Below are 12576 nucleotides of genomic sequence, written 5' to 3'. Positions count from 1 at the left end.
ATAGCGCCTATTTGCGGGCAATCGCAGAAAACGGCTAGTCCAGCGCTGAAAATGAAATAAAATTAATTCCATTGGTGGCGTCTGCACCACAGTTGTTTCGTTCGGAGTCCATCCGGTTTGTCCGCCCAGGAGAATTTATGAAATTGACCAAAATCATCGCCACGCTGCTCAGCGTCGGTGTCATCAGCAGCATGTCGCCAGTCCAGGCTCAGGAATTGACCGGCACCTTGGCCAAGATCAAGAAAGCCGGTTCCGTCACCCTCGGCGTGCGCGACGGCTCCGTGCCTTTCTCCTATCTCGATGACAAGCAGCAATACCAGGGTTATTCGATCGACCTGTGCATGAAAGTCGTCACGGCCCTGCAAAAGCACCTGGGCCTGAGCGAACTGAAAGTGGTGATGAGCCCCGTCACGTCGGCCAACCGCATCCCGCTGATGGCCAACGGCACCATCGACCTCGAATGCGGCTCGACGACGAACAATCTGGAACGCCAGCAGCAGGTGGCATTCGCCCCCACCATGTTCGTCATCGGCAACCGCGTGCTGTCGAAAAAAACCTCGAATATCAAGACCCTGGAAGACTTGCGCGGCAAGACCCTGGTCGCCACGGCCGGCACGTCGACCATCAAGCAGATGACGATTTTGAACAAGGAAAAAAACCTGGGTATGACGATTGCCGTCGGCAAGGACCACCCTGAATCGTTCCTGATGCTGGAAACGGGCCGTGCGGTGGCCGAAGCCAATGACGATATCCTGCTGGCGTCGCAAGTGGCCAACTCGAAAAACCCGAACGACTACGAAATCACCAAGGAAGCGCTGTCGGTCGAGCCGTACGGCATCATGCTGCGCAAGGGCGATCCCGCCTTCAAGAAAGTGGTCGATGACGCGCTGATCCGCCTGTACAAGAGCGACGATATCAACCGCATCTACGCGAAATGGTTTACCTCGCCGATCCCGCCGAAAAACATCAACCTGAAATTCCCCATGCCGCCGCAATTGAAGGCGGTCTTCACGAATCCGACCGATTCGGGCGACCCGGCTGCGTATGCGGCCGTACCGGAAGCGCAGAAGACCTCGGACAAACGGAAAAAATAACAAGAGTGCGTAACAAATCGGGGGGCGCAAGCCTCCCGTTTTATTTACGGGACGGGTGGCGGACAAGCCGCTTTCCTTGAGCTGCATGGAAGGATGATCATGAATTACAACTGGAATTGGCGCATTTTCTGGGAGATTTCTCCCGATGGCGTGGGCACGTACATGGACACCCTGTGGTCCGGCCTCGTCTGGACCCTGGCCACGGCCGGTGCGGCGTGGATCATGGCGCTGATATTGGGCCTGGTGATCGGCACCATCCGCACCCTGCCGAACAAATGGCTGGTGGGCGTGGCCAATGCCTACGTCGAATTGTTCCGCAACGTGCCGCTGCTGGTGCAGATGTTCCTCTGGTATTTCGTCATGCCGGAGCTGCTGCCGCCTGACCTGGGCGCCTGGGTCAAGTCGCTGCCGAATGCGCCTTTCGTCACGGCCGTGCTGTGCCTGGGATTCTTTACTTCCTCGCGCGTGGCCGTGCAGGTAACGACGGGCATCGAGGCGCTGCCGCGCGGGCAGAAACTGGCCGGCACGGCGCTGGGCCTGACCCTGCCGCAAACCTACCGCTTCATTTTGCTGCCGATGGCTGCGCGTGTCATCATGCCGCCGCTGACCAGCGAATTTTTGAACATCATCAAGAACAGTTCCGTGGCGCTGACCATCGGCCTGATCGAACTGACGGCCAGCGCGCGCGCCATCCAGGAGTTTTCCTTCCAGGTGTTCGAGGCGTTTTCGGCCGCCACCATCATCTACGTCGTCGTCAACCTGCTGGTGGTGGTGCTGATGCACCTGATCGAAAAAAAGGTCGCCATCCCGGGCTTCATCGTCGCCGGCGCCAAGACGGGAGGACATTGACATGTTCGGTAATTTCGACTTCGATGTCATCTCCCGCTCGTGGGTCTACCTGTTCCAGACCGGCATGGTCTTCACCCTGAAACTGACGGCGCTGGCCATGGTCGGCGGCATCGTGCTGGGCACCCTGCTGGCGCTGATGCGCCTGTCCGGCAACCGCATCGTCTCGGGCGTGGCGTCGAGCTACGTCAACCTGATACGCTCGATCCCGCTGGTGCTGGTGATCTTCTGGTTCTACTTCCTGGTGCCGTACATCGCCGCCTGGGTCATCGGCGCGAACGAACCCGTGAAAGTGGGCGCGTTTTCTTCCGCGCTGATCACCTTCATCATGTTCGAGGCGGCCTACTATTGCGAGATCATGCGCAGCGGCATACAGTCGATCCCGCGTGGCCAGGTGTGGGCCGGCCAGGCGCTGGGCATGAATTACCGGCAGACGATGGGCAGCATCGTGCTGCCGCAGGCGTTCCGCAACATGATCCCCGTGCTGCTGACGCAAACCATCGTGCTGTTCCAGGACGTGTCGCTCGTGTACGTGCTGTCGATTCCCGATTTTGTCGGCGCCGCCTCGAAGATCGCCCAGCGCGACGGCCGCCTGGTGGAGATGTACGTGTTTGTCGCCGTCGTGTATTTCGTGCTGTGCTATGCCTTGTCGTTCCTGGTAAAACGCCTGCAGAAACGCGTCGCCATCATTCGCTAACCGTAAAAGAAAGAACAAGATGATTGAACTCAATAACGTCAGCAAATGGTATGGCCAGTTCCAGGTACTCACCGACTGCACCACCAATGTCGCCAAGGGCGACGTGATGGTCATTTGCGGCCCTTCCGGCTCCGGCAAGTCGACCCTGATCAAGACCGTCAACGGCCTTGAGCCGATCCAGCAGGGGCAGATCATCGTCGACGGCATCAGCGTCAACGATCCGAAAACGAATCTGTCGAAACTGCGCGCGCGCATCGGCATGGTGTTCCAGAATTTCGAGCTGTTCCCGCATTTGTCGATCCGCGAAAACCTCACCATCGGCCAGATCAAGGTGCTGGGCCGCAGCGCCGACGAAGCCAATGCCAAGGGCTTGAAATACCTGGACCGCGTGGGCCTGCTGTCGCAGCAGGATAAATTCCCGGGCCAGCTGTCGGGCGGCCAGCAGCAGCGCGTGGCGATCGCCCGCGCGCTGTCGATGGACCCGATCGCCATGCTGTTCGACGAACCCACGTCGGCGCTGGACCCGGAAATGATCAACGAAGTGCTCGACGTGATGGTGGGCCTGGCGCAGGAAGGCATGACGATGATGGTCGTCACCCACGAAATGGGCTTTGCCAAGCGCGTGGCCAACCGCATCGTCTTCATGGATCAGGGAAAGATCATCGAGGATTGCAGCAAGGATGACTTCTTCAACACGACGCGCTCGGACCGCGCGCGCGACTTCCTCGCCAAGATCATCCATTAATTTTTTTGAAGTTGAGTACGAATGCTTGTCATGAAACAAATAGCCGGCGCCATGCTGGCGCTGGGCCTGCTCGCCCATGCCCACGCGGCCGACAAGATCGCCGTTGAAATCGCCCTGCGCGACGCCACCCTGATCGACGTTGCCGGCGGTCGCGCCGTCAACGGCAAGACCGTGCTGCTCAAGGGTGACAGCATCGTCGCCGTCGTTGACGACGCGCAGTTGCGCAGCTATGCGCCGAAGCAGACCATCCGCCTGCCCGGTAAATACCTGATGCCGGGCCTGTGGGACACGCATGTGCACTTTGGCGGCGGCCCCGAGCTGATCGACGAGAACAAGCAGTTGCTGCCCCTGTACCTGGCGCACGGCATCACCACGGTGCGCGACTGCTCGGGCGACTTGCCCGACACGGTGCTGGCATGGCGCCGGCAGATCAACGCAGGTCAGTTGCAAGGGCCGACCATCTTCACGTCGGGCGCCAAGCTCGAAGGCATCAAGCCGTTGTGGAAAGGCACCATCGAAGTGGGCACGCCGCAGGAAGTCACGCGCGCGCTCGACGGCCTGCAGGCGCAGCAAGTGGACTTCGTGAAGATCACGGAAAACACGCTGAAGCCTGAGCTGTACCTGGAAGCGCTGCGCCAGGCGCGCGAACGGGGCATGCGCACCTCGGGCCATATCCCTGTGCAGCTCACACTGGAGCAGATGGCCGATGCGGGCCTGGGAACGATCGAACATCAATCGTATTTGCTGCGCGCCACCACGCCGCGCGAGCAGGAGCTGACGGACAAGGTGGCCGCCGGCACGATGACGGGCAAGGAAGCCATGCACGCAAGCGTGCAAAGCTACGACGAACCGACGGCGCGCAAGGCCTTCAGCTACCTGGCCGCGCGCGGCACTGCCATCGTGCCTACCCTGTGGGGTTCGCGCGTGACGGCTTACCTGGACCGCGAAGACCACACGCACGATCCGGCCCTGCAATACATCGGCAAGGGCTTGCGCGCCACCTACGACTGGCGCGTGCAGCGCGCCGCCAAGGATGGCCCGGAAGCCATCGCCCAGCGCCATGCGCAGTTCGAGCAATCGGCAAAGCTGCTGCCGATCTTGCAGCAGCAGGGCATGAGCATCATCGCCGGCACGGATGCGGGCTTTTTGAATTCCTTCGACTACCCGGGCCAGGCCTTGCACGATGAAATCGGCCTGTACGTGCAGTATGGCTTGACGCCGCAGCAAGCCTTGCAGTCTGCCGTCATCAACGGCCCCCGCTTCCTGGGCAAGCTGGATCGCTATGGCAGCGTGGCGGCAGGTAAGGCGGCCGACCTGCTGGTTCTCGACGCGAATCCGCTGCAGGACATCGGCGCCACGCGCCAGATCCGCCTGGTGGTCAGCCGTGGCCAGGTGTACGACCGCGCCGCGCTGGACCGGATGCTGGCCGATATCCGCGCCTGGGTGGCGAAGCAGGAGCTGGTACCGGCCAAGTCCTGATTCGCATGTGATCCTGCGGTTGAAAACGGCCGGTGCTTACCGACCGTTTTGTTGTCTGCTAGGCCGGGGCACCGGCTTCCCCGGCCTGTGCTGCAGCCTCACGGCTGGTAAAATGGCGCTATTCGCAATGACCGCCTGAGAGCAGCCGCCATGTCCACACTCGATCACACCCCCGCTTCCATCACCATCACCCGTCCGGATGACTGGCATTTGCATCTGCGCGATGGCGCCGTCATGGCCAGCGTGCTGCCGCACAGCGCGCGCCAGTTCGGCCGCGCCATCGTCATGCCGAACCTGAAACCGCCCGTCACCACCACGGCCGATGCCGCCGCCTATCGCGAGCGCATCCTGGCCGCCGTGCCGCAAGGCGTGAACTTCGATCCGCTGATGGTGCTGTACCTGACGAACAACACCTCGCCCGACGAAATCCGCCGCGCGCAGGACAGCGGCATCGTGCAGGCTGTCAAACTGTATCCGGCCGGCGCTACGACGAATTCCGACCTGGGCGTGACGGATTTGAAGAATTGCTACAAGGTGCTCGAAGTGATGCAGGAAGTGGGCATGCCCTTCCTCGTGCACGGCGAAGTGACGGATCCGGAAATCGATATTTTCGACCGCGAAGCCGTCTTCATCGAGCGCGTGATGCGCCCGCTGCGCAGCGCCTTCCCGGCCCTGTCCGTCGTGTTCGAACACATCACCACCAAGGATGCGGCGCAGTACGTGGCCGAAGCGGAAGGTCCCATCGCCGCCACCATCACGGCGCACCATTTGCTGTACAACCGCAACGAGATTTTCAAGGGCGGCATCCGTCCCCATTACTACTGCCTGCCGATCCTCAAGCGCGAAGAGCACCGCCTGGCGCTGATGACGGCGGCCGCCAGCGGCGACGAGCGCTTCTTCCTCGGCACCGACTCGGCGCCGCACGCGCAAGGCGCCAAGGAAATGGCCTGCGGCTGCGCCGGTTGCTACACGGCCCTGCATGCGATGGAAATGTATGCGGAAGCGTTCGAACGGGCCGGCGCGCTTGACAAGCTGGAAGCGTTCGCCAGCTTCCACGGCCCCGCCTTCTACGGCGTGCCGCGCAACACGGACACCATCACCCTGAAGCGCGAAAGCTGGACCTTGCCAGCTTCGCTGCCGCTGGGCGACAGCCATGTGATTCCGCTCAATGCGGGCGAGCAGATCAACTGGAAAATGGTGTAATCACTCCATGCTGCCATCGATAGACTGGACCCGCCCCTGGTTTGCCACGGTGCTGCCGGCGCGACGGCAGCTGGACCTGCAGCGCGACACGGTGATCGCCGCGTTGAACGGCCGGGCACGGGCGCTGGACTTGCGCAATCCCTCCGGCCTGCCGCTGGCTTTCGTGCCGCAAGCGGACCTGCCCGATGGCGTCGCCTACGAGGAGTTCATCGGCGCGACGGGCGGCGTGCCCACGCGCGACAATCTGCACGATTTTTTCAACGCGCTCGTGTGGCTCACCTTCCCGCGCATCAAGCGGCAGCTGAACGCACTGCAGGCGGCGCAGATCGCCCTGTCCGGCGTGGGAAAATCGCGTGGTCCCGCACGCGATGGCGCGACGATTTTTGACGAAAATTCCGCCCTGCTGGTGCTGCGCGACAGCGATGCGGGGCGCGCGCTGGATGCGGCGCTGCGCGGGCATGACTGGCGCAGCGCGTTCATTGCGCAGCGCGACAAGTTTGACGCGGGCGGCGACGCCGAGGTCTGGCTGTTCGGCCACGCGCTGATGGAAAAACTGGTGGTGCCGCGCAAGGCCATCACGGCGCATACGCGCGTGATCTTCGCCGGCGACGCCTATTTCACCCTGGACGATGCGGCACGCCGCGCCTGGCTCGACGAGCGGGTGGCGCAGGATCTGGCGCAACAAGGCCTCACCACGGCGGACTTCACGCCGCTGCCCGTGCTCGGTTTGCCCGGCTGGTGCGAGGGCCAGGACGACGATTTTTACAATGACGCGGCGGTGTTCCGCCCGAAGCGCAAGGTGGCTGGCGCAGAAAGAGAGCAATAGCATGGAAAATACCGTCCGCTGGGGCATCCTCGGCACCGGCAAGATCGCCCGCGCGATGGCCAATGGCTTGCGCGATGCACCCGGTGCGCAACTGGTGGCGGTGGCTTCGCGCAGCGAGGCTGGCGCACAGGCCTTCGGCGCCGAATTCGGCATCGAGCGTTGCCACGGTTCCTACCAGGCGCTGGCCATGGACCCGGACGTGGATGTGATCTATATCGCCACGCCGCACACCCTGCATGCTGAAAATGCCATGCTGTGCCTGACCGCCGGCAAGCACGTCGTGTGCGAAAAACCGTTCACCATGAATGCGCGCGAAGCGCAGGCCGTGGTCGACCTGGCGCGCGACAAAAAACTGTTTTTGATGGAAGCCATGTGGAGCCGTTTCCTGCCCGCCGTGCAGGAAGCGCAGCGCATCATCGCCAGCGGCGAAATCGGCGTGCTGCAGCAGGTGCAGGCCGACATCGGTTTTGTCGCCAATTTCCCGCCCGAGCACCGCATGTTCAATCCGGAACTCGGCGGCGGCGCGCTGCTCGACGTGGGCATCTATCCGTTGTCGATGGCGGCCTTCTTCCTCGGCTCCGTATCGCAGGTACAGGCGCTGGCCGAGATGGGCGCCACAGGCGTCGATGAACAGGTCGTGTTCTCGCTGCGGCACGCGGGCGGGGGCACCTCGTCCTGCGCCTGCAGCCTGCGCGCGCAGACGCCGACGGAAATGACCATTTCCGGCAGCCTGGGGCGGATTCGGCTGCCCAACCGTTTTTACAAACCCGACCACCTGATCGTCGAAACGATGGATGGCGGGCGCCGCGTCGTCGCCATGCCGCACCTGGGCAACGGCTACGCGCACGAGGCGATCGAGGCGATGCGCTGCATCCGTGCCGGCTTGCTGGAAAGTCCCGTCATGCTGCATGCGGACAGCGTGGCGCTGATGCATAACCTTGACACCATGCGTGGCCAGATCGGTCTCGTGTACAGAGCCGACCAGGCGTGAACAGGAATCCCATGACATTGCACTCATCCCGTCCCAGCCTGAAAACTGTCCTCATCGCCAGCGGCGTCGTGCTGACCCTGGCGATGGGCGTGCGCCATGGCCTGGGTTTCTGGATGCAGCCGATCTCGCAAGCGAATGGCTGGACGCGCGAAACGTATTCGCTGGCGCTGGCCATGCAAAACCTGATGTGGGGCGTCTTCGGCCCGTTCGCCGGCATGGCGGCCGACCGTTTCGGCACCATGCGCGTCGTCATCGTCGGCGCCATCAGCTACATGGCGGGCCTGGTGTGGATGGCGCTCGTGACGCAGCCCACGCTGTTCATCGTCGGTTCCGGCATCTTCATCGGCCTGGCGCTGGCTTGCACGGCCTTCGGCGCCATCAGCGGCATCATCGGCCGCAGCGCGCCGCCCGAGCAGCGCTCGTGGGCCTTCGGCATCTCGTCGTCGGCCGGCTCCTTCGGCCAGTTCCTGATGATGCCGGTCGAGCAGCAACTGATTTCCGCCGTGGGCTGGCAAAACGCCTTTTATGTGCTGGCCGCGCTGGTACTGCTGGCCATGATCCCGATGGCCTTCTACTTGCGCGAGCCGCCCGTGTCGCACGCCAGCGGCCCGCAGCAAAGCGTGGGCGCCGCCTTCAGCGAAGCCATCGCCAGCCGTTCGTTCTGGCTGCTGCTGGCAGGGTATTTCGTCTGCGGCTTCCAGCTGGTGTTCATCGGCGTGCACTTGCCGGCCTACCTGAAGGACCAGGGTCTGATGAATCCGAATATCGCCGTCACGGCGCTGGCGCTGATCGGCCTGTTCAACATCATCGGCTCCTACTATGCGGGCAAACTCGGTGGCAAGATCGCCAAGCGCTACCTGCTGTCGGCCATCTACGTGACGCGCGCCGTGGTCATCACCGTGTTCCTGCTGGCGCCTTTGTCGGCGTGGTCCGTGTACCTGTTCGCTGCCGGCATGGGTGTGCTGTGGCTGTCGACCGTGCCGCTGACGAACGGCATCATCGCCGGCATCTTCGGCGTGAAGCATCTGTCGATGCTGGCCGGGATGGTGTTCTTCTCGCACCAGGTGGGCAGTTTCCTTGGCGCGTGGCTGGGCGGCTATCTGTACGAGCACCAGGGCAGCTACCACGTCGTGTGGATGATCACCATCGGCCTGGGCTTGCTGGCTGCGCTGATCAACCTGCCCATCGACGAGCGCGCCGTCAAGCGCGTGGCGGTGGCCGCGTAATGGCCAGCTGGCGCACATGGCTATGGCGCTTGGCTGGCGCCGCGCTGCTGGCTCTCGTCTTCCTGGCCTATCTGCGGCCCGACTTCATGCTGGACCTGGCGAACCGCTTCTGGATGTGCATGTAGGGCGCTCTTAGACTTTCAGGAATTCCTCTTTCCCGCCCAGCCAGCGTGCCAGGTGCGCTTCCACGGTGGCCGCGGCGGCCGTCGTGGTGGCGTGCAGCAGGTCGTGCGCCACGTCGCGCGCCTGATCTACTAACCATTGATCCGTTTCCAGGTCGGCGAAGCGCAGCATGGCCTGGCCGGATTGACGCGCGCCGAGAAATTCGCCGGGGCCGCGGATTTCCAGGTCGCGGCGGGCAATTTCAAAACCATCCGTCGTTTCGCGCATGGTCATCAAGCGCTGGCGCGCCACGCCGCCCAGCGGGCCCTGGTACAGCAGCAGGCAGACGCTGGCCGCCGAGCCGCGGCCCACGCGCCCGCGCAGCTGGTGCAGCTGCGACAAGCCGAAGCGCTCGGCATGCTCGATCACCATCAGCGAAGCGTTCGGCACGTCGACGCCCACCTCGATGACGGTGGTGGCCACCAGCACGTGGATATGCCCGGCGATGAAGGCATCCATCACTTCCTGCTTTTCCGCCGGCTTCAGGCGGCCGTGCACGAGGCCCACCTGCAGCGCGGGCAGGGCTTCGGCCAGCATCATGTAGGTGTCGGTGGCCGTTTGCAGCTGCAGCGCTTCCGATTCCTCGATCAGCGGGCAGACCCAGTACACCTGCCGGCCTTCCAGCGCGGCCGCATACACGCGGGCGATGACTTCGTCGCGGCGGTTCTGGTCGATGGCGCGCGTGACGATGGGACTGCGGCCCGGCGGCAGCTCGTCGATCACCGACACTTCCAGGTCGGCGTAATACGTCATGGCCAGGGTGCGCGGAATCGGCGTGGCCGACATCATCAGCTGGTGCGGCACGGCTGCGCTGTCGCCCTTGTTGCGCAGGGTCAGGCGCTGGCCCACGCCGAAGCGGTGCTGCTCGTCGACGATCACCAGGCCCAGTTTGGCAAACAGCACATTGTCCTGGATCAGCGCATGCGTGCCGATCACCAGCTGCGCTTCACCCGATTCGATCAGGGCCAGCGCTGCCGTCTTTTCTTTTTTCTTCAAGCTGCCCGTCAGCCAGGCCACCTTCACGCCCAGCGGCTCCATCCAGGCAGCGATCTTGCGGAAGTGCTGCTCCGCCAGGATCTCCGTGGGCGCCATCAGCGCGGCCTGGTAGCCGCTGTCGATGGCTTGCGTGGCCGACAGGGCGGCGACGACCGTCTTGCCGCTGCCAACGTCGCCTTGCAGCAGGCGCTGCATCGGATACGGCTGGCGCAGGTCGGCGCGGATTTCCTCGAGCACGCGCGCCTGCGCGCCCGTCAGCTTGAAGGGCAGGGCGGCGCCGAAGGCCTTCGATAAAGTTCCGACGACGGGCAGCGAGGCGGCGCCTTTCGAGCGGCGCGCGCGCTGGGCGCGTTTCAGCGACAGCTGCTGCGCCAGCAGTTCATCGAACTTCATGCGCACCCAGGCCGGGTGCGAGCGGTCCATCAGCGCGCTTTCATCGATATCCTGCGGCGGATAGTGCAGCAGGTGCACGGCGGCGCGGAACGGCGACAGCTGCATGTCGCGCAGCAGATGATCGGGCAAGGTGTCTTGCCAGTCGATGCGGCGCATGGCGTCGGCGATTTCGCGCCGCAGCACGTGCTGCGACAGGCCTTCGCCGGACGGGTACACGGGCGTCAGGGCTGTGGGCAGCGGCGCGCCTTCGTTGACAACTTTATACGTCGGGTGCACCATCTCGGCGCCGAAAAAGCCGTGTTTGAGTTCGGCGCGCGCGCGGACCCGCGTGCCTTCGGCCAGTTGCTTGACCTGGCTGCCATAGAAATTCATGAAGCGCAGCAGCAAATTGCCCGTTTCATCGGCGATCGTCACCAGCAATTGCTTGCGCGGCTTGAAATTGACTTCGCACTTGGTGACGATGCCCTCGACTTGCCACGACTCGCCGCCGCGCAGGCAGGCGTCGCGTATCGTGTAGACCTTGGTTTCGTCCTCGTAGCGCATCGGCAGGTGCAGCACCAGGTCCATATCCGTGCGCAAGCCCAGTTTGGCCAGCCGGCTTTCCGTGCTGATCACTTTTTTGGCGGCTTTCGGCTTCGCGGCGGGCTTGGCTGCGGGAGGAAGATCGGGCTTTGGATCGGACATATGCAAGGTTTTGGTGCCGCTAGCGTAAAATAGAGGGTTGTCCGGCACACCCTGTGCGTACCGCAGTCGTAGTTGTTGCGGCGGATTATTGTAATGCCTGTATAGGCGCACAGTATAGTGCCAGATGTTCCATTGCGCACTCCTAATCATTTTTGACGTACTTTTGAAGCAAAACGCATGTATTCGCTTTCCGATTTCGATTTTAATTTGCCGCAAGAAAACATTGCGCAAACTCCGTTGGCCGAGCGCAGCGCCTCGCGCCTGTTGCATCTGGACGGCGACACCCTGGTTGACCGCAGCTTTGCCGATATCGTCGGGCTGTTGCAGGCGGGCGACCTGCTGGTGATGAACGATACGCGCGTGCTCAAAGCGCGCTTCTTTGGCGTCAAGGAAAGCGGCGGCAAGATCGAGGCCCTCGTCGAGCGCGTGCTCGATGACCGCACCGTGCTGGCCCAGGTGCGCGCCTCGAAGTCGCCGCCGCCCGGTTGCCGCATCCGCCTGGCCGATGCCTTCGACGTGACCGTCGGCCAGCGCGCCGGCGAATTCTTTACGCTGCACTTCGACGCCGACGTGTTCGAGCTGATCGAGGCGCATGGCCGTTTGCCGCTGCCGCCCTATATCGAGCACGATGCGGACGAATTTGACGAAACGCGCTACCAGACCGTGTTCAACAAGGTGCCCGGCGCCGTGGCGGCACCGACGGCCGGCCTGCATTTCGACCAGGCCCTGCTCGACCAGCTGAAAGCGAAGGGCGTCAACTTTGCCTATGTGACCCTGCACGTGGGCGCCGGCACCTTCCAGCCCGTGCGCACGGAGGTGCTGGCCGAACACAAGATGCATACCGAGTGGTACACCATGCCGCAGGAAACCGTCGACGCCGTGCGCGCCGCCCAGCTTGCCGGGCGCGACGTGGTCGCAGTCGGCACGACCAGCCTGCGCGCGCTGGAATCGGCCTCGCAAAGCGGCCAGCTGGTGGCGGGCAGCGCCGATACGGCCCTGTTCATCACGCCCGGCTATGCGTTCAAGACGGTGACGCGCCTGATCACCAACTTCCATTTGCCGAAATCGACCCTGCTGATGCTGGTGTCGGCCTTTGCCGGCTATGAGCCGATCCGCAGCGCCTACGCGCATGCGATCGCGCAGAACTACCGTTTCTTCAGCTATGGCGACGCGATGCTGCTCACCACGCAATCGCGCGCTGCGCTGAACCTTACCCATACCGTGAAAGAATAAG

At 63.2% G+C, this 12576-nt stretch carries 12 protein-coding genes; 11 read left to right on the top strand and 1 reads right to left on the bottom strand.

Going from position 1 to position 12576, the window contains the following annotated elements; genetic code table 11:
* Window positions 1–137 precede the first annotated feature (137 nt).
* The 10 genes from O3298_RS08005 to O3298_RS07960 all read left to right on the top strand — a co-directional run bounded on the left by O3298_RS08005 (window position 138) and on the right by O3298_RS07960 (window position 9232).
* Window positions 138–1094: an amino acid ABC transporter substrate-binding protein gene (locus O3298_RS08005; RefSeq protein ID WP_099666199.1), complete on the top strand. Its 957-nt coding sequence runs from the start codon at window positions 138–140 to the stop codon at window positions 1092–1094.
* 99 nt (window positions 1095–1193) lie between these two features.
* Window positions 1194–1943: an amino acid ABC transporter permease gene (locus tag O3298_RS08000; protein WP_077409318.1), complete on the top strand. Its 750-nt coding sequence runs from the start codon at window positions 1194–1196 to the stop codon at window positions 1941–1943.
* A 1-nt stretch (window position 1944) separates the two neighbouring features.
* Window positions 1945–2637, top strand: a complete 693-nt coding sequence (locus tag O3298_RS07995) for an amino acid ABC transporter permease (protein WP_152254769.1) — start codon at window positions 1945–1947, stop codon at window positions 2635–2637.
* A 19-nt stretch (window positions 2638–2656) separates the two neighbouring features.
* Window positions 2657–3382 carry an amino acid ABC transporter ATP-binding protein gene (locus O3298_RS07990; RefSeq protein ID WP_099666201.1) on the top strand — a complete coding sequence of 242 codons (726 nt, stop codon included), beginning with the start codon at window positions 2657–2659 and terminating at the stop codon, window positions 3380–3382.
* 30 nt (window positions 3383–3412) lie between these two features.
* The gene (locus O3298_RS07985) at window positions 3413–4861 is read left to right on the top strand and encodes an amidohydrolase family protein (protein ID WP_305058945.1); all 1449 of its coding nucleotides are present in this window, start codon (window positions 3413–3415) and stop codon (window positions 4859–4861) included.
* Between the two features lie 150 nt (window positions 4862–5011).
* On the top strand, window positions 5012–6064 hold the full coding sequence (gene pyrC, locus O3298_RS07980; RefSeq protein WP_099666203.1) for a dihydroorotase: 1053 nt from the start codon (window positions 5012–5014) through the stop codon (window positions 6062–6064).
* 7 nt (window positions 6065–6071) lie between these two features.
* Entirely contained in the window at window positions 6072–6890 is an 819-nt protein-coding gene (locus O3298_RS07975) for a DUF3025 domain-containing protein (protein ID WP_305058944.1), read from the top strand.
* Between the two features lies 1 nt (window position 6891).
* A complete protein-coding gene (locus tag O3298_RS07970; protein ID WP_289912672.1) occupies window positions 6892–7881 on the top strand; it encodes a Gfo/Idh/MocA family protein in 990 nt (329 codons plus the stop codon).
* Window positions 7882–7892: 11 nt separating this feature from the next.
* On the top strand, window positions 7893–9107 hold the full coding sequence (locus O3298_RS07965; protein WP_305058943.1) for an MFS transporter: 1215 nt from the start codon (window positions 7893–7895) through the stop codon (window positions 9105–9107).
* Entirely contained in the window at window positions 9107–9232 is a 126-nt protein-coding gene (locus O3298_RS07960) for a hypothetical protein (protein WP_255206293.1), read from the top strand. The genes O3298_RS07965 and O3298_RS07960 overlap by 1 nt, the downstream gene beginning before the upstream one ends.
* 7 nt (window positions 9233–9239) lie before the next feature.
* Here the strand turns inward: O3298_RS07960 and recG are convergent, their stop codons facing one another.
* Entirely contained in the window at window positions 9240–11342 is a 2103-nt protein-coding gene (gene recG / locus O3298_RS07955; RefSeq protein WP_305058942.1) for an ATP-dependent DNA helicase RecG, read from the bottom strand.
* 177 nt (window positions 11343–11519) lie between these two features.
* Between recG and queA the strand changes: the two genes are divergently transcribed.
* Entirely contained in the window at window positions 11520–12575 is a 1056-nt protein-coding gene (gene queA, locus O3298_RS07950; protein WP_305058940.1) for a tRNA preQ1(34) S-adenosylmethionine ribosyltransferase-isomerase QueA, read from the top strand.
* The last annotated feature ends 1 nt before the right edge of the window (window position 12576 follow it).

It is taken from the genome of Janthinobacterium sp. SUN137, from assembly GCF_030587265.1.
Taxonomy (GTDB): domain Bacteria; phylum Pseudomonadota; class Gammaproteobacteria; order Burkholderiales; family Burkholderiaceae_D; genus Janthinobacterium; species Janthinobacterium kumbetense.
Note: the sequence above shows the minus strand (reverse complement) of the source record. Positions and strands in the feature narration are given on the sequence as shown.

Coding starts and splice junctions, on each gene's coding strand:
- pyrC (WP_099666203.1), top strand. CDS start 5,012: ATGTCCACACTCGATCACACCCCCGCTTCCATCACCATCACCCGTCCG.
- O3298_RS07970 (WP_289912672.1), top strand. CDS start 6,892: ATGGAAAATACCGTCCGCTGGGGCATCCTCGGCACCGGCAAGATCGCC.
- O3298_RS07960 (WP_255206293.1), top strand. CDS start 9,107: ATGGCCAGCTGGCGCACATGGCTATGGCGCTTGGCTGGCGCCGCGCTG.
- O3298_RS07995 (WP_152254769.1), top strand. CDS start 1,945: ATGTTCGGTAATTTCGACTTCGATGTCATCTCCCGCTCGTGGGTCTAC.
- O3298_RS07990 (WP_099666201.1), top strand. CDS start 2,657: ATGATTGAACTCAATAACGTCAGCAAATGGTATGGCCAGTTCCAGGTA.
- queA (WP_305058940.1), top strand. CDS start 11,520: ATGTATTCGCTTTCCGATTTCGATTTTAATTTGCCGCAAGAAAACATT.
- O3298_RS07985 (WP_305058945.1), top strand. CDS start 3,413: ATGAAACAAATAGCCGGCGCCATGCTGGCGCTGGGCCTGCTCGCCCAT.
- O3298_RS08005 (WP_099666199.1), top strand. CDS start 138: ATGAAATTGACCAAAATCATCGCCACGCTGCTCAGCGTCGGTGTCATC.
- O3298_RS08000 (WP_077409318.1), top strand. CDS start 1,194: ATGAATTACAACTGGAATTGGCGCATTTTCTGGGAGATTTCTCCCGAT.
- recG (WP_305058942.1), bottom strand. CDS start 11,342: ATGTCCGATCCAAAGCCCGATCTTCCTCCCGCAGCCAAGCCCGCCGCG.
- O3298_RS07975 (WP_305058944.1), top strand. CDS start 6,072: ATGCTGCCATCGATAGACTGGACCCGCCCCTGGTTTGCCACGGTGCTG.
- O3298_RS07965 (WP_305058943.1), top strand. CDS start 7,893: ATGACATTGCACTCATCCCGTCCCAGCCTGAAAACTGTCCTCATCGCC.